At 32.2% G+C, this 25,410-nt stretch carries 34 protein-coding genes and 1 tRNA gene; 31 read left to right on the top strand and 4 right to left on the bottom strand.

Annotated features, from left to right (window positions below; genetic code table 11):
• The first annotated feature begins 66 nt into the window (after nt 1–66).
• A complete protein-coding gene (gene mgsR / locus FS935_RS04910; RefSeq protein WP_240050823.1) occupies nt 67–450 on the top strand; it encodes a transcriptional regulator MgsR in 384 nt (127 codons plus the stop codon).
• 59 nt (nt 451–509) lie between these two features.
• Here mgsR and FS935_RS04905 read toward each other — a convergent pair.
• Nucleotides 510–581, bottom strand: a tRNA-Gln gene (locus tag FS935_RS04905).
• Nucleotides 582–814: 233 nt separating this feature from the next.
• On the opposite strand from FS935_RS04905, the gene comGA reads away from it, so the two are divergent.
• From comGA to FS935_RS04850, 11 genes are all read left to right on the top strand, one after another.
• Nucleotides 815–1,882 carry a competence type IV pilus ATPase ComGA gene (gene comGA / locus FS935_RS04900; RefSeq protein ID WP_146946433.1) on the top strand — a complete coding sequence of 356 codons (1,068 nt, stop codon included), beginning with the start codon at nt 815–817 and terminating at the stop codon, nt 1,880–1,882.
• Nucleotides 1,872–2,906, top strand: coding sequence for a competence type IV pilus assembly protein ComGB (comGB, locus tag FS935_RS04895; protein WP_158638538.1), 1,035 nt, complete (start codon nt 1,872–1,874; stop codon nt 2,904–2,906). The genes comGA and comGB overlap by 11 nt, the downstream gene beginning before the upstream one ends.
• 9 nt (nt 2,907–2,915) lie before the next feature.
• Nucleotides 2,916–3,230: a competence type IV pilus major pilin ComGC gene (comGC, locus tag FS935_RS04890; RefSeq protein ID WP_146946431.1), complete on the top strand. Its 315-nt coding sequence runs from the start codon at nt 2,916–2,918 to the stop codon at nt 3,228–3,230.
• The gene (gene comGD, locus FS935_RS04885) at nt 3,208–3,657 is read left to right on the top strand and encodes a competence type IV pilus minor pilin ComGD (protein WP_146946430.1); all 450 of its coding nucleotides are present in this window, start codon (nt 3,208–3,210) and stop codon (nt 3,655–3,657) included. The genes comGC and comGD overlap by 23 nt, the downstream gene beginning before the upstream one ends.
• The gene (gene comGE / locus FS935_RS04880; protein ID WP_146946429.1) at nt 3,644–3,970 is read left to right on the top strand and encodes a competence type IV pilus minor pilin ComGE; all 327 of its coding nucleotides are present in this window, start codon (nt 3,644–3,646) and stop codon (nt 3,968–3,970) included. The genes comGD and comGE overlap by 14 nt, the downstream gene beginning before the upstream one ends.
• Nucleotides 3,894–4,394, top strand: a complete 501-nt coding sequence (comGF, locus tag FS935_RS04875; RefSeq protein WP_338036898.1) for a competence type IV pilus minor pilin ComGF — start codon at nt 3,894–3,896, stop codon at nt 4,392–4,394. The genes comGE and comGF overlap by 77 nt, the downstream gene beginning before the upstream one ends.
• A complete protein-coding gene (gene comGG / locus FS935_RS04870) occupies nt 4,394–4,774 on the top strand; it encodes a competence type IV pilus minor pilin ComGG (protein WP_146946427.1) in 381 nt (126 codons plus the stop codon). The genes comGF and comGG overlap by 1 nt, the downstream gene beginning before the upstream one ends.
• Before the next feature lie 39 nt (nt 4,775–4,813).
• Complete coding sequence (locus FS935_RS04865) at nt 4,814–5,311, top strand: shikimate kinase (RefSeq protein ID WP_240050820.1); 498 nt, start codon at nt 4,814–4,816, stop codon at nt 5,309–5,311.
• Between the two features lie 55 nt (nt 5,312–5,366).
• Nucleotides 5,367–5,558, top strand: a complete 192-nt coding sequence (locus FS935_RS04860; protein WP_146946426.1) for a YqzE family protein — start codon at nt 5,367–5,369, stop codon at nt 5,556–5,558.
• A gap of 140 nt (nt 5,559–5,698) precedes the next feature.
• Nucleotides 5,699–5,914: a helix-turn-helix transcriptional regulator gene (locus FS935_RS04855; RefSeq protein WP_146946425.1), complete on the top strand. Its 216-nt coding sequence runs from the start codon at nt 5,699–5,701 to the stop codon at nt 5,912–5,914.
• Nucleotides 5,915–6,388, top strand: coding sequence for a hypothetical protein (locus tag FS935_RS04850; protein WP_146946424.1), 474 nt, complete (start codon nt 5,915–5,917; stop codon nt 6,386–6,388).
• Between the two features lie 58 nt (nt 6,389–6,446).
• Here the strand turns inward: FS935_RS04850 and FS935_RS04845 are convergent, their stop codons facing one another.
• The 3 genes from FS935_RS04845 to FS935_RS04835 all read right to left on the bottom strand — a co-directional run bounded on the left by FS935_RS04845 (nt 6,447) and on the right by FS935_RS04835 (nt 7,560).
• Nucleotides 6,447–6,761 carry a DUF3889 domain-containing protein gene (locus tag FS935_RS04845; RefSeq protein WP_146946423.1) on the bottom strand — a complete coding sequence of 105 codons (315 nt, stop codon included), beginning with the start codon at nt 6,759–6,761 and terminating at the stop codon, nt 6,447–6,449.
• A 287-nt stretch (nt 6,762–7,048) separates the two neighbouring features.
• Nucleotides 7,049–7,186, bottom strand: coding sequence for an anti-repressor SinI family protein (locus FS935_RS04840; RefSeq protein ID WP_146946422.1), 138 nt, complete (start codon nt 7,184–7,186; stop codon nt 7,049–7,051).
• Nucleotides 7,183–7,560: a helix-turn-helix domain-containing protein gene (locus FS935_RS04835; RefSeq protein WP_146946421.1), complete on the bottom strand. Its 378-nt coding sequence runs from the start codon at nt 7,558–7,560 to the stop codon at nt 7,183–7,185. Before FS935_RS04835 ends, FS935_RS04840 begins: the two co-directional genes overlap by 4 nt.
• Nucleotides 7,561–8,009: 449 nt before the next feature.
• On the opposite strand from FS935_RS04835, the gene FS935_RS04830 reads away from it, so the two are divergent.
• From FS935_RS04830 to FS935_RS04750, 19 genes are all read left to right on the top strand, one after another.
• Nucleotides 8,010–8,747 (top strand): YveK family protein, encoded by a 738-nt coding sequence (locus FS935_RS04830; protein WP_146946420.1) that lies wholly within the window; start codon nt 8,010–8,012, stop codon nt 8,745–8,747.
• Complete coding sequence (locus FS935_RS04825) at nt 8,737–9,405, top strand: CpsD/CapB family tyrosine-protein kinase (protein ID WP_240050819.1); 669 nt, start codon at nt 8,737–8,739, stop codon at nt 9,403–9,405. The genes FS935_RS04830 and FS935_RS04825 overlap by 11 nt, the downstream gene beginning before the upstream one ends.
• Nucleotides 9,406–9,646: 241 nt before the next feature.
• Nucleotides 9,647–9,802 carry a hypothetical protein gene (locus FS935_RS23595; protein ID WP_168714466.1) on the top strand — a complete coding sequence of 52 codons (156 nt, stop codon included), beginning with the start codon at nt 9,647–9,649 and terminating at the stop codon, nt 9,800–9,802.
• 19 nt (nt 9,803–9,821) lie between these two features.
• On the top strand, nt 9,822–11,645 hold the full coding sequence (locus tag FS935_RS04820) for a polysaccharide biosynthesis protein (RefSeq protein ID WP_146946419.1): 1,824 nt from the start codon (nt 9,822–9,824) through the stop codon (nt 11,643–11,645).
• A gap of 17 nt (nt 11,646–11,662) precedes the next feature.
• On the top strand, nt 11,663–12,544 hold the full coding sequence (galU, locus tag FS935_RS04815; protein ID WP_146946418.1) for a UTP--glucose-1-phosphate uridylyltransferase GalU: 882 nt from the start codon (nt 11,663–11,665) through the stop codon (nt 12,542–12,544).
• Nucleotides 12,545–12,591: 47 nt separating this feature from the next.
• Nucleotides 12,592–13,761, top strand: coding sequence for a glycosyltransferase family 4 protein (locus tag FS935_RS04810; protein WP_146946417.1), 1,170 nt, complete (start codon nt 12,592–12,594; stop codon nt 13,759–13,761).
• Nucleotides 13,724–14,791, top strand: coding sequence for a glycosyltransferase (locus FS935_RS04805; protein WP_146946416.1), 1,068 nt, complete (start codon nt 13,724–13,726; stop codon nt 14,789–14,791). The genes FS935_RS04810 and FS935_RS04805 overlap by 38 nt, the downstream gene beginning before the upstream one ends.
• A 71-nt stretch (nt 14,792–14,862) precedes the next feature.
• On the top strand, nt 14,863–15,912 hold the full coding sequence (locus FS935_RS04800) for a glycosyltransferase family 1 protein (protein WP_240050818.1): 1,050 nt from the start codon (nt 14,863–14,865) through the stop codon (nt 15,910–15,912).
• 2 nt (nt 15,913–15,914) lie between these two features.
• The gene (locus FS935_RS04795; RefSeq protein ID WP_146946414.1) at nt 15,915–16,817 is read left to right on the top strand and encodes a glycosyltransferase family 2 protein; all 903 of its coding nucleotides are present in this window, start codon (nt 15,915–15,917) and stop codon (nt 16,815–16,817) included.
• 21 nt (nt 16,818–16,838) lie between these two features.
• Nucleotides 16,839–17,906 carry an EpsG family protein gene (locus FS935_RS04790; protein WP_146946413.1) on the top strand — a complete coding sequence of 356 codons (1,068 nt, stop codon included), beginning with the start codon at nt 16,839–16,841 and terminating at the stop codon, nt 17,904–17,906.
• Between the two features lie 40 nt (nt 17,907–17,946).
• The gene (locus FS935_RS23360; RefSeq protein ID WP_158638537.1) at nt 17,947–18,099 is read left to right on the top strand and encodes a YwzD family small protein; all 153 of its coding nucleotides are present in this window, start codon (nt 17,947–17,949) and stop codon (nt 18,097–18,099) included.
• A 12-nt stretch (nt 18,100–18,111) separates the two neighbouring features.
• Nucleotides 18,112–18,726, top strand: a complete 615-nt coding sequence (locus FS935_RS04785; protein ID WP_146946469.1) for a sugar transferase — start codon at nt 18,112–18,114, stop codon at nt 18,724–18,726.
• Nucleotides 18,723–19,361 carry an acetyltransferase gene (locus FS935_RS04780; protein WP_146946412.1) on the top strand — a complete coding sequence of 213 codons (639 nt, stop codon included), beginning with the start codon at nt 18,723–18,725 and terminating at the stop codon, nt 19,359–19,361. Before FS935_RS04785 ends, FS935_RS04780 begins: the two co-directional genes overlap by 4 nt.
• A 51-nt stretch (nt 19,362–19,412) precedes the next feature.
• Complete coding sequence (locus tag FS935_RS04775) at nt 19,413–20,528, top strand: DegT/DnrJ/EryC1/StrS family aminotransferase (RefSeq protein WP_146946468.1); 1,116 nt, start codon at nt 19,413–19,415, stop codon at nt 20,526–20,528.
• A gap of 34 nt (nt 20,529–20,562) precedes the next feature.
• Nucleotides 20,563–21,294: a glycosyltransferase family 32 protein gene (locus FS935_RS04770; protein ID WP_146946411.1), complete on the top strand. Its 732-nt coding sequence runs from the start codon at nt 20,563–20,565 to the stop codon at nt 21,292–21,294.
• A gap of 23 nt (nt 21,295–21,317) precedes the next feature.
• Nucleotides 21,318–21,953: an acyltransferase gene (locus FS935_RS04765; protein ID WP_146946410.1), complete on the top strand. Its 636-nt coding sequence runs from the start codon at nt 21,318–21,320 to the stop codon at nt 21,951–21,953.
• A 36-nt stretch (nt 21,954–21,989) separates the two neighbouring features.
• Nucleotides 21,990–23,180 (top strand): glycosyltransferase, encoded by a 1,191-nt coding sequence (locus FS935_RS04760; RefSeq protein WP_146946409.1) that lies wholly within the window; start codon nt 21,990–21,992, stop codon nt 23,178–23,180.
• Between the two features lie 22 nt (nt 23,181–23,202).
• The gene (locus tag FS935_RS04755) at nt 23,203–24,234 is read left to right on the top strand and encodes a glycosyltransferase family 2 protein (RefSeq protein WP_146946408.1); all 1,032 of its coding nucleotides are present in this window, start codon (nt 23,203–23,205) and stop codon (nt 24,232–24,234) included.
• 3 nt (nt 24,235–24,237) lie between these two features.
• Nucleotides 24,238–25,404 carry a polysaccharide pyruvyl transferase family protein gene (locus FS935_RS04750; RefSeq protein WP_146946407.1) on the top strand — a complete coding sequence of 389 codons (1,167 nt, stop codon included), beginning with the start codon at nt 24,238–24,240 and terminating at the stop codon, nt 25,402–25,404.
• The last annotated feature ends 6 nt before the right edge of the window (nt 25,405–25,410 follow it).

Here is a 25,410-nt window from a genome sequence, read left to right as displayed (position 1 = left end):
AATAGCTCAGTATAAAGTCTGGTGGCATCTTACAGAGAAGCCATTAACAACTACCTAGGAGGATGTATTGTGAATAAAATAACGTTCTACAGTTATCCGAGTTGTACATCTTGTAGAAAAACAAAGCATTGGTTAAAAGCACATCAAGTTCATTTTCAAGAAAGACATCTTTTCCGTGAAACCCCAACATTTGATGAACTTAAGCATATTCTAGAGTTAACAACAGAAGGAATAGACGAAATACTTGCAACAAGAAGTCAAACATATAAAGATTTAAACATTGATATAAATGAATTAACATTATCAGAAGTACTTAACTTAATGATCCAGGAGCCAAAATTACTGCGTCGTCCAATTATTACAGATGGCAATAAATTAATTGTAGGCTACAATCCTCAAGCATTAAGTAAGATAGCTCGTAAACATGATATACAGCGATCAGTTTCGTAGCTTGTACAAAAATAAAGACGTCTACTGTAGTATTTAGTAGACGTCTTTATTTTTTTTAGCTGGGCTAGCTGGATTTGAACCAACGCATGTCGCAGTCAAAGTGCGATGCCTTACCGCTTGGCTATAGCCCATTGATAATAATAAGTATTTGTTCAAAAAGTAATGTGTTGCTACTTGACATTTATTATTATGGACAACTTTTCTTTTTTTATAATCAAAAAACAAAAAATGAACGTAAAAGTGGCTTTTCTTTTTATGAAAACTGTTTTTTATTGATGTAATTTTTATTTTTAGTGATGTGCTATATTTTGAAAAAGCTTGTACAATAATGTTCAGAAGCAAAGAAAGGAGTTGAAAAAATAGCTTGCAGTCAATTGAACATTTGAGTGAGAGGATCATTGAAGAAGCTTGTGCATTGAAGGCATCTGATATTCATATAATCCCAAGAGACCAGGAAACACTTATCCAATTTAGGGTTGATGATGATTTAATTGAAAAGCATACGATGAAAAAGGATATTAGTGAAAGAATTATTTCACACTTAAAGTTTTTAGCATCAATGGACATTGGTGAAAAAAGAAGACCTCAAAATGGTGCATTAACGATCTCTACGACAAATATTAATGTTCATCTCCGTTTATCAACATTGCCCACAATTCATGAAGAAAGCTTAGTAATTAGAATACTACCTCAAGGGAAAATACCTCATATTACTCATTTATCTCTATTCCCTGCAACAACAAACAAATTACTTTCCATTCTAAATCATTCACATGGTTTGATGGTGTTCACAGGTCCGACCGGCTCTGGCAAGACGACAACACTATATTCACTTATTCATTATGCAAAGCGGCACTTTAACCGCAATATAATCACACTTGAAGATCCTGTTGAAACAAAAAGTGAAGAAGTCATGCAGGTTCAAGTAAACGAAAAGGCTGGAATAACCTACGCAGCCGGTTTAAAGGCGATTTTACGTCATGACCCAGATATTATTATGGTTGGTGAAATTAGAGACAGAGAAACTGCTCAGATTGCGATAAGAGCTAGTTTAACTGGTCATCTTGTGTTATCGACCATGCACACAAGAGATGCAAAGGGTGCGATCTACAGACTGCTTGAATTTGATGTAAGTTTATCTGAAATCGAACAAACACTAGTTGCTGTTACAGCTCAACGTCTTGTACAACTAAAATGTCCTTTTTGTGAAGGTATTTGTTCTCCTTATTGTAAGAAGTTAAGACAAAAGAGAAGATTGAGTGTGTATGAATTACTTTATGGAAAAAATCTAACGGCAGTTATAAAAGAAGCAAAAGGAGAAGTAGCTAGTTATCACTATCCGACTTTAAAAGATGTGATTAAAAAAGGCATTGCGCTCGGCTATCTTTATCCTCATTCCTATGATCGCTGGGTGTTTAAGCATGAAGACTAAACGAAGATGGGGATTAAAAGAACAAGCATTTTTCCTTAAACGCTTAAGTAGTATGTTAGACAAAGGCTATACACTAAGTGAAGCTCTCAATTTTCTTTATGTAAATGAAGACAGTCGAAGAAAAGATGATTTATTAAATTGTCTTTCAGAGCTATCTGCCGGACATTCCTTTCGTCACACACTCACAAACTTACACTTTCATAAAGATGTGTTAAGTTATTTATATTTTGCTGAACAACACGGTGATCTGGAATTTGCGTTACGAGAGTGTTGCGAAATTCTCACTAAGAAGGTCACACATATTGAAAAGCTCGGAAAAATTCTTCGTTATCCTATCTTTCTCATCCTTACAGTTAGCTTTATTTTATCCATTGTCCAAGCGGTTATTACACCACAATTTGAACAGCTTTATGATTCTATGAATATTGAAGCCTCATTTTTTTCAACTACCTTATTGGCTATTTTTGCATGCCTAAAATGGCTAGGAATTGCTAGTGTTATTTCCATAGCCTTTATGACTATGTATTATTTATTAATCTACCGAAAAAAATCGGTGGAAACACAAATGAAACAAGTCCAGAAAATACCGATTCTAAGAAAAGTATTTAGTATGCTTCATAGTTATTTCTTTGCTTTGCAGCTTAGTAACTTACTAAGAGGAGGACTTTCAACCTTTGACAGCTTAAAAATATTTGAAAAGCAAACCATATTACCGTTCTTTAAAACAGAAGCAGATTATCTAATAAGCAAATTAAAAACAGGTGAACAGCTTCACACAATTATTAAAAATCGAGGATACTATGAGCCTGAGCTATCATTAGTCATTCTTCATGGACAAGTGAACGGCCAGCTTGCAAGAGAACTTTATATGTACAGTCAAATACTACTTGAAAAGCTCGAAAACCAGGCTGTTAAGACCATGACCATCATTCAACCAGTCATTTATGCTTTTGTTGGGATAATTGTGCTGTTTGTCTATTTATCTATGCTTTTACCAATGTATAAAATGATGGAAAATATCTAGGAGGATAAAATGAAAAAAGAAAATGGGTTTACGCTGATTGAAATGTTAATTGTGCTACTAGTTATCTCTGTGTTACTTCTTATCACAATACCTAACGTAACAAAGCATAATGCAAGTATTCAAGAAAAAGGCTGTGAGGGATTAATTAATATGGTACAAGCCCAAGTATCTGCTTATGAAATCGATAATAAAAAAACACCAACACAAGCGGAATTAGTATCAGACGGCTATTTACGTGCTGCACAAACCTGCCCTGATGGAAGTAGTATTGTGATCTCTGCTGATGGAGAGGTAACGAAGGGTGCTGAGCCAACAGGAAGCTAAGGGAAATGGTTATACACTGATAGAAACACTTATTGTTTTGGTTATCGTAAGCATAATGAGTGTCGTTTTAGTGATGAACTTGAATCCAATTTATAATAAAAAAGTAATTGATACGTTTTTAAACCAACTAGAAAAGGACTTACTATATGCCCAGCAATATGCGCTAGTCAATGAAAGTACCGTTTATGTTGTTTTTTCTGAAAGTGAGAAAAAATATCGTGTGGCCAATGGTATAGGTGATGATCTGTTAAGTAGAAATTATCATCAGCACATTATTTTTGAATCGGCTACACTTGAAAATCGTGTGATCTATAACAGAGCCGGATCTATACAAAAAAGTGGCACAATGTTTATTAAATATCATAGTGACAAATACCGTCTTGTATTTTATTTAGGAAAAGGAAGGTTTACAATTGAGAAACTCTAAAGGGTTTTCACTAGCTGAAACGATTGCTGCCTTTAGTTTATGGATGCTGATCACCTTACTCATCATCCCTCAGCTTGTTTTACTAACAAAAGAAAGAATGAACACCCAACAATCGTTAGCAGCATATAAAATTCTACATGAGAAAACACAACAAGTGACATTTGATAACAATGAAAAAAATAATGAAATTATAGTACACGAAGGTGTTGACTATCATTTAACTTGGGAGGAGGGAAATCCTTATAATAAAGCTTGTTTATCATGGGAAAATTCAACACATAAAAACAAATCGATTTGCTTCTCCGTTTCATAATGAGAAAGGATTCACACTTTTGAATTTACTTTACTCATTTGTTATTTACGCTCTCATTATTTCATCACTCACAATGATTCTTACCTTTTTAGTTACAAATTCTCAATATAGCAAGGATTTAAAGCCTTACGAATGGGAACTATTTATTATTCAGCTCCATCAAGAAATGAAAAACTCCGTTAATTGGACTGTAAATAATAACGAACTGTTATTCGAAAATAAACAAGGACAGCTAATAAGCATAAGTAAATATAATCAGTTAATAAGACGACAAGTTTATGGGATGGGACATGAAATTCTTTTAATGAAAATAGGAACGTTGAATTTTGAACAACAGCAAGAAGGTATTAAAATGACTGTAAGTAGTCAAGCGGGAAAAGAATATACCCACACATTTCGATCTTATAAGGATTTATCCAGATAATGAAGGCTGAAAAAGGATTTATTTTTCCAACAACAATGGTCATTGTTTTATTTTGCTTATTAGTTGTCACACATCTTTCAACAACACTAATTAGTGATAAAAAGTTCTACTTTGAAACAGAACAAAACTACATACTTGAAAATTTGATTACAGTAGCAGTTAATCAAACGTTAAAAGACCTTCGAAGTACTAGTGTAGAAGTAGATCAACCAGTAACAATTACAACGTTAAATGGAAGCTTCACGTACAAGATGATAGAGGTATCAAGCGAGCTTACAGAAGTTACGATTAAATGTGAAACAGATGAAAAGAGAAAATATCAAGCCAGTTATCAATATAATTTGTTGAAAAATGAGATAACAGTATGGTCTGAAAATTAAAAAATATGGTATGGTATAAAGAAAACATGGGGGAGCAATATGGTGAAGGCTATTTATTTAACCGGATTTATGGGAGCAGGAAAAACAACAATTGGAGAAGAATTAGCAAAACAATTACAGCTTCCTGTCATAGATACTGACCAACAAATTGAAAGAAATTTAAACAAAAGCATACGAGAGATCTTTGAGCAGCATGGAGAACAATACTTTCGGAATCAAGAAACACGTATATTAAAAGAACTGCCAACAACAGATACCATCATTACGACTGGTGGAGGCATTGTCATCAATTCAGAAAATCGTGATTGGATGAAGAACAATGGACAAGTTGTCTTATTAAATGCTGATCTTGACACTATTTATGAAAGAGTCCATAAAGATCCTAACAGACCTATAGCAAGTAAGAAAAATAAAGCTGAATTAATTGATTTGTACCAATCTCGAGTGGAATTTTATAAAGATTGTACGTTTATCGTTGAAACAGCTCATAAAAATATTGACGAAATTGTTAACGAAATAAGCGAGAGACTAAAATAGCATAATCTTGGTAATAATGAAGGGTAAGAACTTATGAGTAATGAGGTGTTTTACCTTGTCTACAAACGATTATGTTAAATATGTCACACAGCAGCTTGTCAAATATATGGACACACCAAAGGAAGCTCGTAAAAAACAAAAAGAAGAACGTAAGAATAATGAAATTTCCTCAACCTATTATAGTAATAGGTGGCTAGGTGTATTGCCGTTTGCTTTTAAGTTGTTTTTGAAAAAACGTAAAAAGTGAATACTGAAAGAAGAGCAGTCCATTTAAAGGATTGCTCTTTTTATATTTACCTAAATTTCTCGAAAAAATGTTAACTCGACTATACATTATGTAAAAAATACTTTACAATATTCTTATAAGTAATTTTAGTAGGTGAAAAAATGCTGCTTCAGAATCGAGTAAAAGAGCTAAGAGCAAGGTTCAATCTAACACAAGAGATGTTAGCTGTAAAAGTTGGTGTAACAAGACAAACAATTGCTGCGATAGAAAAAGGCTCATACACACCATCATTATTATTAGGTATAAAAATTTGTGATGTGTTTCAAGTGAAGGTTGAAGAAGTGTTTTGGGTAATTGAAGAAGAAGGAGAGAGGTAAATGAAAAAAATATTACAGCCAGCTTTTTTAAATATAAATACAGTTATCTTGTTTGGATGGGCTTTAATTACGCTATTTAATACAAATGAGCAATTTGCAAGTGTTATGCAGAATCCAGAACCACCATGGGAGATATCCATAAATATGATACCTATCCTAACATTTTTTGTTATTTGCATACCTATTGCCATTTATTTATTGGTTATAAGTAAAAAGAAACATAAAAGCCTGTGGAAAGCATTGATGCTACCTCCAGAACTTGAAGAAGCTGATGAAAGAGAACAACTCATCACAGCAAATGCTTGTAGAAGTTCATATATCGCCATGTGGTATGCCGTTCCTATTGCAGCAGGACTAATGAGCTTTTATCCTCTATTAAAAGGACAGATACCATACTATCCCATCATTATTCTTCTACTCATCCCAATTGTTCAAATGATTAGTTATTTTTATTCGATCCAAAAACAACAATAAAAAAGCTGTGTCGAAGGGACTTAAGGTAATAATCTTAAATCCATCGATACAGCTCCTATTATGCTTCAGGAATTACTTGAACTTTTTTAATTTCACCTGATGATGAATCAAAAGTGATCGTTGTATAAACCGAAAAATCCTGCATACCCTCTCTTAACGTAAAACGATACTGCTTTACAGTTATATCCTTTTTCTTCTTATCCCAAATTTTTTGAGAAAACAAAACCTGTGATAAAGGATAACGTTTTTTCGTCTCTTTAACAGCAACATCTTCCCATGTTTTTTGAGATACTGCCTGTACCCCGGGAGTAAAAGGAACTGTAGAAGTAGTTAAACCAAAAAGGATTGCAGTAACCAATATCCAATTCTTCACGTAGTAACACCTTCCTTGCTACATATTTTTACCAATATGAAAAGAATCATACATAGCAATTTGTTATTTTAGCGTCATGAATTTTAGGTAGGTGAAAGATGGAATAAAATTATATTTGTTTAGACTGAGACGAGATTGTGAAGTTATGTAACGAAGCTTTTGGGGCAAATAGATAATTGCTATATTGATAAGACTTGGTGCTTTTTAGAAGCATAATTTGAATTTACTTTAGACTCTAATTTGCACCAAGTTTAATTATTGGAAAAACCCTAATTATTATTTATTCTCTATTTTGTGGAAGCTGCACCTTGAAGAAATTGAGAAATATCATTAAAAGACAAACCGATTTGTTTTGCTTCTTGTATTAATTCCAGCCATTCCTGATCTAATTGTTCGTTTGGTAGTTGGTCTTTTATTTCACTCATTTTGGCTTGTCCTCCTGAATAGATATATTGGTGTTTTTTGCTTCCTTCCACTTTCTAAACTTCAAATAATCTCGAAATTCCTTAAAATCATTTTTACTCATACCCTCTGAAATGGCTTTATTCAACAAACGTCCCCATTCTTCATCTAGAACAAAATTCTGTGATTGAGCGTTCGAAGATGAATTTCCTAATAGATCTTCAACATCTGTTTGCAATGTTGTAGCAATCTTTCTTAAAAATTGTAGAGATGGATTTTTTTGCACATCTCGTTCAATATAACTTAAGTAAGATTTAGAAACTCCTGCCAACTCAGCTAATTCACTAATTGAATATCCCTTCTCCTGCCTCAGCTCCCTTAAGCGTTCTCCAACCATGTATGCGGTCTCCTATCTTCTCGAACAAATATTTAAGCTTACATAATTCATTATATGAAACAATTCGTTCTTAATAAAATAACAAAAACATATGATAAAGAGAGTTATCAAGAGGAAAATAGAACAAAGTGTTCTTTTTAGCGAAAAAATGACAAAATTTAAGAGTTTTTAAGAATAGGTATAATAGCATATATTGATAGATGTATAAAAGATATTTAAATGTCTAAATCTTTTAAGCAAGTTCAGTTATATCCACTAGCTATCTTAAATAGATTAGGAATTTTATTGTTTATTAAGTATAATCTCTCCAATTAGTTACTAGTGAAATTAATGTAAATTTTCTTAAAAAAGCATTGACTTGTTCTTTATAGTGAACTATTCTGAATTTAGAGAACAAAGATAAAAGTTGAAATAGAATCGTTATTAAGAAAAGTAGGTGGAATTTTTGTATGTCTAGCTTTCATGAGCATGATAATAAACAACTAAGCGATCAAAAACAAGCGAAGGAAATCAACTTAAAAGAAGTGTTTATGGTTTTAAAAAGATATGTATGGATTATTATAATGATTACGATCCTCTCAACATCTGCAGGTGCTTACTATTCAAATGCAACTTATAGTCCTATGTATCAGTCGACAGCAAGAATCATTCTTGGTGCAGATAGTGCCTTAATTTCGACACTTAAGGTCATCATCAAAGATTCGACTGTTTTAGAGAAGGTTGTGAACAAACTAGAGTTACCTTATCCTTCAGAAACCCTTAGCAATAAAATCCAGGTAGAAAGTATTGCTGACTCACAAGTTGTCACAATCACGGTTTTAGACTCAGATCCAAAACAAGCTGCAGTCCTCGCTAATGTGGTTGCTGAAACTTATAAAGAAGAAATTCCAAAAATATTAGATTTTAATGATGTAAAACTACTTTCAGAAGCAAAGGAAATTCTAGTTCCAATTAATCAAGACAAAAATCGAATGACAATTATTTCTTTTATTGGTGGAATTGTTATTGGTATCGGATTAGCGTTTTTACTAGATTCACTTAATAATAGTGTAAGAAAAGAGTATGAAGTTGAAGAAATACTAGGTTTACCTGTTTTAGGTACTGTATCTAAAATGAAAAAGAATAATATGCAAAAGAAAAAAAGAATAACTAGATTTGAAAATAGGAGTGAGTCGCTTGGATCTTAGGATAAATAAAAAAAAAGCATTAAAGGAGATGACAAAACGACACTTTGTTTCCTACTCAAATCCTAGTTCTGAGATTGCAGAACAATTTCGGACAATTAGAACAAATATTCAATTCTCTTCTATAGATATTCAACATAAAACACTTATTATTACCTCACCATCATCAAATGAAGGAAAAACAACATCAGCCATTAACCTTGCTATTTCGATCTCACAGCAAGGTGAAAGAGTTTTACTAATCGATGCAAATTTAAGAAAACCTAAATTACATATTTCCTTTAATTTAAAAGAATCATATGGCCTAACTGATGTTCTTATGGGGAGATTACCATTAGAGGAAGCTGTTTTTCAAACACAAATAGGAAAATTAGAAGTGCTAACTAGTGGCATCATTCCCCCTAATCCTACAGAAATAATTGGCTCAAAAGCAATGAGTTATTTTTTAAAAGATATAAAAGAGGAATACGACACAGTCATCTTTGATTGTCCACCTGTACTAGAAACAACTGATACAAAATTATTAGCTGGACAGTGTGATGGAGTCATAATGGTATTAAAAAGTGGAAAAACAGATCGTGAAAAAGCTGTAGAAGCAAATCGCTTGTTACATTTAGTAAGAGCAAAGGTATTAGGAGTTATTTTAAATGAAAAAGAATAATTTTTGATTATTTGTTCTTTATAAAGAATATAAAGATCGAAATAAAATTCAGGTGATATCTCCTAGCCTTTATCTAAGGAGGTACTCGGTCATACTGTGGGTTGAAAAAAACCTTAGGCGCTTGTCGTCAAGAGTATGGTGTGAGGGCGGGTTGAATGCCCATATTTATTAAAATAATTACGCATATATCTTGGAAACGAGATTTATACGTAATTATTTTAGTATAAAAGGAGCTGAAAAAATGAAGGAATTTGATCAATTCCCAAAAGCAATGAAGAAACTCGTGCGATACATAAAACAAGATGCTTCAATAGAACAGCTTGAGTTATTTAAAAAGGAACTAGATGTTGCCATACAAAAAAGAACAATGCTATTAAAGAAAACATCGCAAAATTAAATGAAAGGAGTGAGATGCTTTGTCCTATCATAGTCGAATCTGGTTACTAATCGGATTAGATTCAATCATTGTATTATCAACTATTTACTTTAGCCAAGCTTTAATAAACCCCAACATGCAAACTCTAACTCTTCCTGTATTTATCAGCTCAATTGCACTATTACTAAGTCATCACCTTTTTTCTTTTCTGTATAAGCTTTATAAAAAAGCATGGGAATATGCAAGTGTAGGGGAACTTATTAGTATTTTTAAAGTTATTACTTTTACGATTATCGTAACAGCTATTGTACAGCAAGTTGTTCAGCGTCAAATAGATTTTCGCATCCTGGCCATTACTTGGATGATCCATTTGCTATTTATTGGAGGTTCACGATTTGTTTGGAGAGTGTATCGTGATACATATTTAAGAAACACGATAAATCAAAAACGAACACTTATTGTCGGTGCCGGTTCTGCCGGAACAATGGTGGCAAGACAATTACTTCAAAATCATGATGCAGAGTTACAACCAGTTGCATTTATTGATGATAATACGAAGAAACAAAAATTAGATATATTAGGAATACCTGTAGCTGGTGGTGTAGATCAAATTGAGAAAATCACGAAAGAATTCAATATAGCAAACATAGTTATTGCTATTCCATCACTTAATAAAAAGCAATTGAACCATATATTTAAAGAATGTGCAAAAACAAATGCAAAAACACAAATGATTCCTATGCTTGAAGATCTTATGACAGGTAAAGTATCTGTTAATCAATTTCGTGATGTACAAGTGGAGGATCTTCTTGGTAGAGAGACAATAGAGTTAGATATTACTAGTATTAGTGAGTATGTGACAAATAAAGTAGTTTTAGTAACAGGTGCAGGAGGATCAATTGGATCTGAAATTTGTAGACAAATTTCTAGCTTCAAGCCAAAAGCACTAATTTTATTAGGACACGGTGAAAACAGTATTTACACAATTGAAATGGAACTAAATGATCTATTCAAAAACGCTGGGATCGATTTTATCACTGAAATTGCAGATTTACAAGATTATGACAAGCTTTCAAGTGTGATGAAAGAATACCAACCACATGTTGTTTATCATGCTGCTGCTCATAAACATGTACCTTTAATGGAACGTAGTCCAGAGGAAGCGGTAAAAAACAATATGATAGGAACAAGAAATATTGCTCAAGCGTCAAGTATTCATGGTGTTGAAACCTTCGTCATGATCTCAACAGACAAAGCGGTTAACCCAACGAGTGTAATGGGTTCAACAAAAAGATTAGCAGAGATGATCATTCAGCATTTCGATCAAATTAGTTCAACAAGATTTGTTGCTGTACGTTTTGGTAATGTTCTTGGTAGTAGAGGGAGTGTTATTCCTCTATTCAAAAAACAAATACAAAGTGGTGGACCTGTAACAGTTACTCACCCTGATATGGTTCGTTACTTTATGACAATTCCGGAAGCTTCAAGACTAGTCATCCAAGCAGGAGCACTTGCTAAGGGTGGAGAAATTTTCGTCTTAGATATGGGTGAACCGGTCAAAATTGTCGAATTAGCAATAAATCTCATAAAACTTTCAGGAAATAATTTAGATGAAATCGGTATTGAATACACAGGTATGAGACCTGGTGAAAAACTTTTTGAAGAACTTTTAAGCAGTGAAGAAGTTCACGAAGAGCAAATTTATCCGAAAATCTACATTGGTAAAACATCTGAGTTATATATAGAAGAAATAGATTATATTATTAAAAACTTCAAATCACTAGATCGTGAACATCTACGAAAATCATTACTAGATTTAGCAAATGCAAGAGTTGTCTATAATAAAAAATTAGTCTCAGTTTAATAGAGGAGAGTGTCAGTGTGAAGGTAAGAAAAGCGATTATCCCAGCTGCAGGATTAGGAACAAGATTTTTGCCAGCAACAAAAGCAATGCCAAAGGAAATGCTACCAATCGTTGATAAACCAACGATTCAATACATTGTTGAAGAAGCGGTAGAATCTGGGATTGAAGATATTATTATTGTGACGGGAAAAGGAAAACGTGCGATTGAGGATCACTTTGATCATTCATTTGAGTTAGAACATACGTTAGCGGAAAAAGGAAAGATTGAACTATTAAATGAGGTTCAGAAAGCATCAAAGCTTGTTGATATACATTATATCCGTCAAAAGGAACCAAGAGGATTAGGGCATGCGATATGGTGTGCAAGAAAGTTTATTGGGAATGAGCCTTTTGCCGTTTTGTTAGGTGACGATATCGTCAGAGCTGAGAAGCCATGTTTAAAACAAATGATTGATCAGTATGAACGGTATAATGCTTCAATCATTGGAGTACAACATGTAAAAGACGAAGAAGTATCACGATATGGGATTGTAGATGCTGTTGAAGTAGGGGAACGATTTTATAATGTTCAAAATTTGATTGAAAAGCCAAAACTAAAAGATGCGCCATCGAACCTAGCTATAATGGGACGTTATATTTTAAGTCCAAAAATCTTTGAAATGTTAGCAGAGCAAAAGCCAGGTGCTGGTGGAGAAATTCAACTAACAGATGCTATTGCAACATTAAACAATTATGAAGCAATTTATGCATATAATTTCGAAGGCAAACGCTATGATGTTGGAGAAAAAATGGGCTTTATTCAAACAACCATTGAGCTTGCCCTTCAGCGCGATGATTTAAGATATGAGCTACTAAATTTTTTAAATAAAGTCATAGAAAAAGAAGTAACTGAGATTTAACACCTAGTCATTACTAGGTGTTTTTTCTTTTGAAAAAAGGATGATACATTGTGGCAAATAAAGTATTATTTTGTGCAACTGTTGACTATCACTTTAAAGCATTTCATCTACCGATTTTAAAATGGTTTAAGGAAAAAGGCTGGGATGTTCATATCGCGGCTAGCGGAGAGATGGAAATTCCTTTTGTTGATAAGAAGTTTAATATCCCTATTCAGAGGTCACCTTTTAATTATAGAAATCTAGCAGCTTATGTGGAATTAAAGTTAATTATTAACGAGAATGACTATAAGATCATACATTGTCACACTCCGATGGGTGGAGTTCTTACTAGAATCGCAGCAAAGCAAACTAAAAAAAATGGAACAAAAGTGCTTTATACTGCACATGGTTTTCATTTTTGTAAGGGAGCGCCGTTGATGAATTGGCTGCTTTATTACCCGATTGAGAAGGTGCTTGCTAGGTATACCGATTGTTTGATCACAATTAATGAAGAAGACTACCATCGTGCTATCGCCCATCGATTCATGGCGAAAGAAGTTGAACATGTACACGGTGTTGGTGTGGATACAGATCGATACAAGCCAATAAATGAAGTAGATAAACTCGAACGAAGAGTAAAATCTGGTTACAATGAAGACGATTTTTTGTTCTTTTACGCTGCAGAATTTAACAAAAATAAAAATCAACAATTGTTAATTAAAGCATTAGCGAAAATAAAGGAAACTGTTCCTAACGCAAAATTGCTTTTAGCAGGGGAAGGTGTTCTGCAGAATTCATGTAGAAAGTTAGCTATCGACCTCGGTGTGGAAAATATGGTTAATTTTTTAGGGTATCGGACTGATATAGTCGACATTCTTCCAATGTGTGATATCGCTGTTGCTTCAAGCTTACGAGAAGGACTGCCTGTTAATATTATGGAAGCGATGGCTTGTGGATTGCCTGTGGTTGCTACGGAGAATCGAGGGCATAATGAACTGCTTATAAACGAACAAAATGGCTTTCTTATCAATCCTTTAGATAGTAACAAATTTGCAGAAAAATTAAAGGTGTTAGCAATGTCAAATGAAATGTATAAAAGGTTTGGAGAGAATAGCTTACGAATGGTAAGTCGTTATGATATCTCCAGTGTTGGTAAGGAATTAAGTAATATCTATTTAAGATATATGTTGAGGGATATGGATGAAACCAAAGATCAGTATAATCGTGCCTATTTATAATATGGAAGAATATTTAAGTAGATGTTTAGATACTTTGTTAGGGCAAGAATTAAATAGTGTTGAAATTATTACAATTAATGATGGGTCAACGGATACTAGTTTACAAATTCTTCATAAATATGAAGCGAAAGATAAACGAATTACAATCATTAACAAGGAAAATGAAGGAGTTTCTGCTGCGAGGAATGATGGTATTAATATAGCAAAGGGAGAGTATATAGGTTTTGTTGATCCAGACGATTGGATTAATCCTAGTATGTACAAAGACATGTTGCTAATAGCGGAAAAGGAACAAATCGATATTGTTATGTGTAGTTATTTTCGTGAATTTGGTACACACTCAAAAGAAAAAACGTTCGATTTACCAAACCTTACTTCTTATTTTAACAAGGATGTTCAAACTTATCTCACTCGTCGCCTAGTTGGACCTGTAAAAGAAGAAATTGCAAACCCAGAACTACTAGATGCTTGGGGGACAGTTTGGTCTAAACTATATCGTTCAGATTTATTAAAAAGAAATAATATTTATTTTGTAGACTTGAGTGAAATCGGAAGTAATGAAGACACTCTATTTAATATTCATACTAGTTATTATGCAAAAAGTTTTGTTTTTCTAAGTCAGCCTTACTACCATTACTGGCGAGCTAATGACAAATCAATCACATCTAAACATAATCCTGAATTAGTAAGGCAGTTTGGAAAGCTTTATAACAGAATGGAGGGTTTCATAACTGAAAAGAAATTAGGAGATGAATTTCAGTTAGCACTTAATAATCGGATTTGTTTAAATACATTGGGATTAGGTTTAAACACGATCAGTAAAGGAAGCAATCATTCCATATTTAAACAGGTTAATGATTTAACAAAAATATTAAATAATCATAAGTTAAAACGTTCTCTTGATCAACTTGAATTCAAGCATTTCACATTGATCTGGAAAACGTTTTTTTTCTTTGCAAAAAAGCGAATAACAATTGGATTATATATGATGTTAGTATCGATTGAAGTTTTAAGAAAAACTGTTAGATAGGAGGGATTATACTGAAACCAATTAGAGTTTTACAAGTCGTAACTATCATGAACCGCGGTGGACTAGAGACCATGCTGATGAACTATTACCGGCAAATTGATAAAGAGAAGATTCAATTTGATTTTATGGTGCATCGTGAGGAAAGAGGTCATTATGATGTTGAAATTGAAAGTTTAGGTGGTCGGATTTTTCGAATGCCACAAATCAGACCAGGAAATTATCAGAAATACTTCAGGCTATTAAATCAATTTTTTACAGAGCATAAAGAGTTTAAAGTAGTTCATGCACATAATAATGAGAATAGTAGTTTTGTTTTAAGAACAGCTAAGCAATTTGGTGTTCCATGTAGAATCGCACATAGTCACTTGAGTGATTTAGGTATTGATTTGAAACTTCCGTTTCGAATGTATGCAAGAAGTGTAATGAAAGATCAGCCGACAGACTTCTTTGCTTGCTCTAAAAACGCAGGTAAATGGCTATTTGGAGAACAAAAGGAAGTTACAGTGCTTAATAACGCTGTTAACGTAAAAGAATTTAAGTACAATGAAAAATTAAGAATGACAATGAGAAGAAAATTAAATATTGATGGTCAATTAGTGATTGGGCATATTGGAAGATTTAATAAACAAAAAAACCACGAATTTCTTCTTGATATTTTTAACTTAGTCCTTGATAAAAAGCCTGATTCAATCCTTGTGTTAGTAGGCGATGGTCACCTAAGAACAGAAATTGAACGAAAAGCAGAAAGACTTAATATATCTTCCAAAATAAAATTCCTGGGGGTAAGAGAAGATATATCAGAGCTTATGCAAGCGATGGATGTCTTCCTATTTCCATCCCTATTTGAAGGATTACCAGTCGTATTGGTGGAAGCTCAAGCTGCTGGTTTAAATTGTATTGTCTCAGACTCAATAACCAGTGAAACTAATCTTACTGGAAGAGTTCAGTATGTTAGTCTAAATGATTCACAAGAAAAATGGGCAGAGAAAATAATAAATATAACCACTGAACATGCTGATACCTATAATTTGTTGAGAAAAAGTGGATATGATACGGAAACAATGGCAAATTGGTTAACTGATTTCTATTTCAAACATTCTTTAGAATCGGTGGAGGTGTAGAGATGCTTCCGACATTAACTGTGTTTACACCAACATACAATCGTGCTTATACCCTACACCTTTGTTACGAAAGTCTTAAAAGACAAAAAAGTAAAGATTTTGTCTGGTTAATTATTGATGATGGGTCTACGGATAACACAAAAGAACTAATAGATTCTTGGATAGAGGAAAACAAAATTCCTATCATTTATCACTATCAAGAAAATCAAGGAATGCATGGCGCTCATAATGCGGCTTATGAAATAATTCAGACGGAATTAAATGTTTGCATCGATTCAGACGATTATATGGCAGACGATGCAGTTGAAAAAATAGTTGAGTTTTGGAAAAAGTATGGTGGTCGTCAATATGCAGGAATTGTTGGACTAGATGCTACACAAAATGGGGAAGTAATAGGGACAAAAATTCCAGAGGGTATAAAAGAATCTACCTTATCCAATTTATATGGAAAACATAAAGTAAAAGGGGACAAAAAACTAGTTTACAGAACCGAATTAACAAAAAAAACACCGCCATATCCTGTTTTTCCGGGAGAAAAATATTGTCCACTTAGCTACAAATACATTCTAATTGATCAAAAATGTCCGTTATTAGTGATGAATGAAGTTCTTTGTTATGTAGAGTATTTACCAGATGGATCTAGTTTGAATATGATCAACCAGTATAAGAAAAATCCAAATGGGTTTACTTTTTTTAGGAAAGTTGCCATTCAATATGCTCCGACTTTTAAAGAGAGAATTAGGGAGTCTGTTCACTATGTATCTAGTAGTTTAATGATTGGAAATCATAAATTTTTAATCGAATCGCCAAAGTTATTCTCAACATTACTAGCTACTCCTTTTGGCATCTTATTATATCTATACATAACTAGAACGAACAAGGCAACTGTATTGAAAAATGGATAGGTAGGGAAAGGATTATTATGAATGACAGTAATGTGGATTAATTTAGGAGTGGTTTATACTCTTTCTCTCCTTGCGAGGTATTTTTCACAGCCACTATACTTTGGATCACAATTTGTAAAGCCGAGTAAAGTACTTGTTTATCTAGTTATTTCCTCCTTGGTTCTTGTTTCGGGTCTAAGGAATAATATTGGTGATACTTATTTTTATATGCATTCATATTCTAATACCCAATTCTCATTAAGTAGCATAGACTTTACAGGTGACTTTGGTTTTAATTTGTTGCAGATGTTCCTTCAAACCTTTACAACTGATCCCCAAATTTTGATTTTTACAACAGCACTGATTACTAATAGTTTAATTGTCCTTGTCTTATCCAAATATTCAAGAATGTTTGAGCTAGCTGTTTATGTATATATTACTTCTGGTATGTTTACTGTTTCAATGAATGGGATCAGACAATATTTAGCTGCAGGGATCATTTTTATAGCAACAAAATATATCATAGATGGTAATTTTAAAAGATACTTTTTTGTTATTCTATTTGCTTCAACTTTTCACAAAACTGCATTGGTGCTACTACCTATTTATTTTATTGTAAGAAGAAAGGCTTGGACCAAGGTAACATTTGGTTTGATCATTGGCTCTATTTTTATTGTTATGGGCTTTAACCTTTTTGTAGACCTGCTTTTTACATCTTTAGAAAACACACAATACGGTCATTATAGTGAATTTCAAGAAGGTGGGGCTTCTATTTTAAGATTAGTAGTTAATACAGCACCAATTGTAATAGCTTTTCTAGGAAGGGAAAAGTTAAGAGAAATTTGGCCGAAAAGTGATTATATAGTAAATTTATCAATCATTAGCACTCTCTTTCTGCTCATCTCTACACAAAACTGGATATTTGCAAGGTTTAATATTTATTTTGGATTATACAATTTAATTTTAATATCTTGGTTAATTGTCCTCTTTAAAGACAGTAGTAAGAAATTTATTTATTATGCTATTTTGGTTTGTTACTTTTTATATTTTTATTATGAGCAGGTTATGTCTCTTAATATAGTGATTGAAAGTAAATACTATAATTTTTAGAAACAATTTAGTTTTTTATTCTAGAAAACAGGAGTAAAACATGAACATTTCTGAGAAATTGACGTCTCAACAATTACAAGAAATACTAATGAATATTTATGTAATAGGACAGGAATCTGATGAAATAAACGTTAAAGATGTACTAAAGGAAATAATGGAACAAATATTATTTGAAGTTAATAAAAGTTTTTAGGAGGTGAGTGAGATTAAGAGAATATTTGATGTCATTTTCTCATTAATATTATTAATCTGTCTCTTCCCGATTATTGTTATCTTGGCTTGTTTTGTGAAGGTAAAACTAGGGTCTCCAATCTTATTTAAACAAGTACGCCCTGGATTACATGGTTCTTCCTTTTATTTTTATAAATTCCGTACTATGACAAGCGAAAGAGATGAAAATGGAGTTATGCTTCCTGATCATCAACGATTAACTTATTTTGGAAAGTTTCTAAGAAAATATAGTTTAGATGAATTTCCACAGTTATTTAATGTACTAAAAGGTGATATTAGTATAGTTGGTCCAAGACCGTTATTAATGGAATATTTACCACTATATACAGATGAACAAAAAAAGCGTCATGATGTTAAACCAGGAATTACGGGGTGGGCGCAAATTAATGGAAGAAACAGTATCTCATGGGAGGAAAAATTTGAATTAGATATATGGTATGTTCAAAATCAATCCTTTCTACTAGATATGAAGATTTTAATTTTGACAGTAGGGAAGGTTTTAAAATCCGAGGGAATTAATCAACAAGGAAATGCAACAATTGAAAAATTTAAAGGTTCTAATATGACAGTAAGAGAGGAGCATGGATGAAAATAGTTCTAATTGGTCAAGGCGGACATAGCAAAGTAATTAAAGATATAATTCTCTCATATAAAGAAAATAAGGTAATTGGCTACTTAGATGATAAATACAAAGACTATCATTATGAAAATGATCAATTTTCAGGTCCCATTTCATCTGCTCAAAATATTATTAGTAGGATAGACAACGTAAAATTTATAATAGGAATTGGAGATAACAAGATACGAAAAAGCATCTTTGAACAATTAGACTTATCCTCTGATTATTATGCGACCTTGATTCACAAATCTGCTATCGTTAGTCCAAGTGCAACAATAGAATCAGGTACGGTCATTATGGCGAGAGCTGTAATTAATGCAAACTCACTAATTGGAAAACAATCGATTATCAATACAGGAGCAATAGTGGAACATGATAATGAAATAAGTGATTTTGTACATATATCACCGAATGCTACTTTAACGGGTTCTGTGACAATAAATGAAGGTGCACACATTGGGGCGGGAGCATCAGTTATACCTCTTGTATCAATTGGAGAATGGTCTGTTATTGGGGCTGGTGCTGCTGTTATCGATGATATTCCTGCGAACTGTGTAGCCACAGGAGTTCCTGCTAAGTTAAAAATAACTCTACAGAGGATGTAGGTGAATAAATTGAATGAAACAAATAAAAGGATATTTCTTTCTACTCCACATATGAGTGGAAGAGAAATAAAGTATATAAAAGAAGCATTTGAAACAAATTGGATTGCCCCACTAGGTCCAAATGTAGATGCTTTTGAAAAAGAAATAGCTAATTATTTAGGAGTCAGTGATGCTGCAGCAGTAAGTTCAGGAACTGCAGCTATTCATCTGGCTCTTTCTTTATTAGATATAAAACAGGGCGATATAGTCTTTTGCTCAACTTTAACTTTTGTGGCCAGTGCTAATCCAATTCTCTATCAAGGAGCAGTACCTATTTTTATAGACTCAGAACCAGATTCATGGAATATGTCGCCTATCGCTTTAAAGAAGGCAATGGAAGATGCTTATAAGAGTGGGAAATTACCAAAGGCAGTAATTGTTGTTCATTTGTATGGACAAAGTGCAAAAATGGATGAAATTATTACTTTATGTAATCAATATGGTGTACCAATTATAGAGGATGCAGCAGAATCATTAGGTTCTTTTTATAAGGGTAAACCTAGTGGTACTCTTGGAAAGTTTGGAGTTTATTCTTTTAACGGAAATAAAATTATTTCTACATCAAGCGGAGGAATGCTTGTCTCAGATGATCGAGAGCTAATAAATAAAGCAAGATTTTTAGCGACACAAGCAAAGGATCCAGCTCCTCATTATCAACATAGTACACTTGGTTTTAATTACCGGATGAGTAATATCCTAGCTGGGATTGGTCGGGGGCAATTAGAGGTTTTAGAAGAAAGAGTTAAAGCCAGAAGGTTATTATTCGAACGTTATAAAAATGAGTTAGGGCTATTACCAGGAGTAACTTTTATGCCAGAACTTATTGAAACTAGTACAAATCGTTGGCTTACAGCATTAACAATTAACGAGAGTGTAACAGGATTTCCTAAAGATTATCTATTAAAGAGTTTGGCTGATGAGAATATAGAGGCACGACCAGTCTGGAAGCCACTTCATATGCAACCACTATTTGAAGGCACGAAATATTATCCACATACCGAAAATATGAATGTTTCTGAGGATTTATTTGAAGGTGGGTTATGTTTACCTTCTGGATCAAACATGACTATTGAGGACCAAAATAGAGTGATTGCTATTGTTAAAAACTGTTTAAAAGTTAAAGTTTAGTTTCTAATGAAAAAAATAGAAGGGAGGTAAAACAGTGAGTAATAGTATAATTCCTAAAAAAATCCATTACTGTTGGTTCGGTGGAAAAGAAAAGCCTGACATTGTACAAAAATGCATAAAGAGCTGGAAGCAAAACCTCCCAGGTTATGAAATTATAGAATGGAATGAACACAATTTTGACATCAATAGCAATAAATATGTACGTGAAGCTTATGGAGAAAAAAAGTTTGCTTTTGTGAGTGATTTCGTTAGAGTTTATGCTTTATACAAATTTGGAGGAATTTATCTAGATACAGATGTAGAGGTATATAAATCATTTGATATTTTTTTGCATCATGATTCTTTTTGGGGATTTGAACAGGAAAATTTTATAGCTACAAGCACTATCGGTGCCAAAAAGGGGAATTTTATCATTAAGCAATTTTTAGATTCATACAAAAATAAGAGCTTCTATAAAGAAAACGGAAGCTGCGATGACTTAACAAATGTGGTGATTGTAACAAGTCTGTTAAAAGGCATGGGATTAAATGCAGATGGGACATTTCAACAAATAAAGGGTAAAGGTACTTTTTATCCTCAAGAATATTTTTCACCATATGATTACATCAATTGTAGAAACCTTAAAACAGATAATACCTATACTATTCATCATTTTTATAAGAGTTGGTTGCCACTTAAAGCTAGAATGAAAAGTAATATTAAAACAATTATTGCTAAAGTAATTGGAGGAAATAATATTGCCAGAATAAGAAATAGTTTAAGATAATTTATTCCCGAAGGAGATATACAATGTCTAAATTAGTTTTGAAGATTATAAAGACTTTAATGTCTGAAGGAAAGAATAGAGGAATATATTATTCTTTTATTATGTTCTTTTCTCATTTATTAGGGATCCTAAGAGGTTCTTTTTATAAATTAGTTTATTTTAAAAATATTAAATCTTCAATCTATTCATTGCAATCACAAAGTCAAATTGAAATCTTTAATAAAAATTCAAGAGTTTTCATTGGGAAATATGTATTTATAAGGAAAAATACAAGTATTAGAATTGATTATCATGGTGAATTAATACTGAAAGACAATGTTTTTATAAATGATAATTGTAATATTAACTGTGTTAATAAAATTTCAATAGGGAAGAACACAAAAATTGCACCAAATGTTTGTATAAATGACCATGATCATAATTATAAAGAAACCAGTATAGATCATCTTATTAGAGGTCAAGTAATTATAGGTGACAATGTATGGATCGGTTCTAATGTAGTTATTCTTCGGGACACAGTAATAGGAGATAATACAGTAATAGGTGCAGGTAGTGTTGTAAAAGGAAAGGTTCCAGCCAACTCTATATTTTTCAATAAAAGAGATACTATTATAAAAAATATTATTAACAAAGATCGATATATATCCGAAGCAAATTAAAATGATTAATGAAATTAAGTGATAGAGGTTAGCAAAATGAAAAAAAACATTCTTATTACAGTGTTTGATATGGAGATTGGTGGAATTGAAAGAAGCTTAATTAATATGTTAGAAAGCTTTGATTATCATAAATATAATGTAGACTTATTTATATGTGAGCAGAAAGGGGATCTCTTGAATCAAATACCGAAAAAAGTTAATATCCTACCAGAAATATCTAAGTATACAGTATTTCGAAGACCTGTTAAGGAATGTATAAAAGAAGGTCATATGACTACTTCATTTGTCAGACTTATAAGTAGGTATTTAGCAGAAAGAAAGGCTAGAAAGTGGAATCTAGAAGAAGGTTCTGGTTATATTCAGATGCAACTAGTTCAAAAATTTTCATCATATATTCTACCGAAGTTTAAGAAGAAATATGATGTAGCTATTAGTTATGCATGGCCTCATAATATCGTTGAGAGAAATGTTGATGCAGATAAAAAGATAGGCTGGATTCATACCGACTATAGCAAGTTAGACATAGATAATAATTTGGATCTTAGTATTTGGTCAAAGTTTGATCATATTGTATCAATTTCGGAAGAATGTACAAATTCATTTTTAAATAAATATCCTTCATTAGAAAGTAAAATAATATTACTTGAAAATATTACTGCACCTAGTTTTATTCAGAAAATGGCTCAGGATCATATCTCTTTTCCAGACCAAAATTTCAATGTTTTATCAGTTGGTAGATTATCATATGTAAAAGGCTTTGATATGGCGATAGAAGCATTAAAGATATTGCATAATAAAGGATTTACTTATATTAAGTGGTATGTTATTGGTTACGGGGGATATGAGAAAGAATTAACAGATCTAATAGTTAAATATAATCTAAAAAGTAGTTTTATATTACTAGGAAAAAAGACAAATCCCTATCCCTTTATAAATGCTTGTGATCTATATGTTCAATCCTCAAGATATGAGGGAAAAGCCGTAACAGTAACAGAAGCAAAAATTCTAGGTAAGCCAATTATTATTACAAACTATCCAACTGCAAATGGTCAGCTTATTGATGGGGTTGAAGGGATTATATGTGAGTTAAGTGCAGAGGGGTTATCAGAAAGCATTGAAATGTTGATTAATAATGATACTATAAAAAGTAATTTGATCAAAAATTTACAAGAAAATGATTATAGTAATATTGAAGAATTAAATAAATTATATGAATTAATCGGTTAATAAAATTAAAAAGGAGCAAAATATGAGCGTAAAGGTTAGTGTAATTATACCTGTTTATAATGCCGAAAAGTATATTGCGCATTGTATAGAATCTTTAATTGCACAAACATTAGTAGAGTGTGAATTTATCTTTGTAAATGATGGATCAACAGATAAAAGTAAAGAAGTTATTGAATCTTATCAAGCAGTTGATCCTAGGATTAAATTAATTAATCAAGACAACAAAGGCGTTAGTTTTGCTAGAAATATGGGGCTGGAAGTAGCTGTAGGAGAGTATGTTGGTTTTGTTGATGCAGATGATTATATTGAGAAAGAAATGTATCAAGTATTATATCAATCTGTAAAATTACATAATTGTGATGCTATTATATCTAACATAGCGAGTGAAATGAATGGAAAAAGAAATGTCGTATGTTACCCCTTTCCACATGAAATTAAATTAGAAAAAGACAATATAGAAAATAAATTATTACCATATTTATTGGAATACGATAACCTAAATACAGTAGTAAATAAACTTTTTAGTAGAAGAATAATAACTGATTATCAAGTGGGATTTCCAAATAAAGTATCTTTAGGAGAAGACGGAATGTTTAACATCCGTTTTTTTTGTTATGCAAATAGTTTCATATATATAAAATATAGTGGCTATCATTATAGAGAAGTTATAGGGAGTGCAACAAGAAATATATCTCAAAAGGATTACTTTCATAGAGTTTTAGAAGTTTATAAGTCAGATGTACCAGAAGTAAAGGAGATTATTAGTTCGGAAAAACTTAAACAGTTGAAATCTGTAAAGTTAATAAAAAATGTATTGTCATATATTCATGTTTATTTTACTCCAACAGACCAGGTGAATTTTTATAAAAGGTATATATATGTAAGGAATATGGTCCATAACAGGAATGTAAGAGAAGCGCTAAGTGTTTATATTTCTTTACATAATAGGTTAGGTAGATATGAAAATATTCTTATACATTTAATAAAATTCAAAGTTACTTTAGGTTTATATTTTATTGTAGGATATAGCAGATTTAGAAACAAAGGAGTGTAATAGATGAATATTTTAATGTTTGCTCACGGTGGAAGTCTTAATAGAGGATGTGAAGCAATTGTACGATCTTCAACTGATATAATCAAAGAAAAGATTAATGGAGTAAAGGTATATTTAGCTTCAGGTAAACCAGAGACTGATCAAATCATTACAAAATTAGATGGTGTATATGATAGTTCAGCATATCATATAAAAAAATATTCTTATGATTGGTTTCAATCTTCAATAAAATTAAAGTTGTTCAATGATGAATCATTTGGAATTAGAAAAGCCGAAAATAATACGATAAAACATATAAAAAATTCAGATATCTGTCTTTCAATCGGTGGAGATAACTATTGTTATGGTGAACAACCTGGACTTTTTGAGATTGATAAGGCGATTAAACAACAAGGAAAAAAGTTAGTTTTATGGGGATGTTCAATTGGAAAAGAAGATGTAACTGAAAGAACATTAAAAGATTTAAAGCTCTTTGATTTGATTTTAGCACGTGAAACTTTGACATATAATATGCTGCTAGAAAAGGGGTTAACTAATGTAAAACTTTGTGCCGATCCCGCTTTTACAATGGAAAAAGAAGAACTTCCATTTCCTAATGGTTGGAAAGAACATAAGACAGTAGGGTTAAATTTTAGTCCTCTTGTGTGGAAAAAAAATAAGGATTCTCAAATTGCTGTAAAAGAACTAATTAACCATATATTAAATACAACAGACTTTACTATAGCTCTTACACCACATGTAATTGCTGAAGGTAACAATGATTATGAAATTCTTTATAAATATTTTCTTGAGTTTAAAGAAACAAAAAGAGTGATCATTTTACCAGATAACCTAAACGCCATACAATATAAAGGATATATAGCTCGGATGAGATTCTTTATTGGTGCAAGAACTCATGCCACTATTGCAGCCTATTCTTGTCATGTACCCACAATGGTATTAGGATACAGTGTAAAGTCTAAAGGTATATCAAAAGATTTATTTGGTGAAGAAAAATTTGTTTTAAATTTAGCAGAGTTATCGGATAGTCAAAAATTAAAAGCTACATTTGACAAGTTAGTCTTGGAAGAAAATGATATTATTCTTAAACTACAAGATTCAATTCCTCAAATTAAGAGAAAGTCTTATAAAGCAGTAGATTATTTACACGAAATTGCGGAAGAAGGCTGAGGAATA

This window comes from Metabacillus litoralis (assembly GCF_007994985.1).
GTDB lineage: Bacteria > Bacillota > Bacilli > Bacillales > Bacillaceae > Metabacillus > Metabacillus litoralis.
The sequence above is the reverse complement of the archived record's forward strand: the minus strand, read 5'-3'. Positions and strand labels throughout refer to the sequence as shown.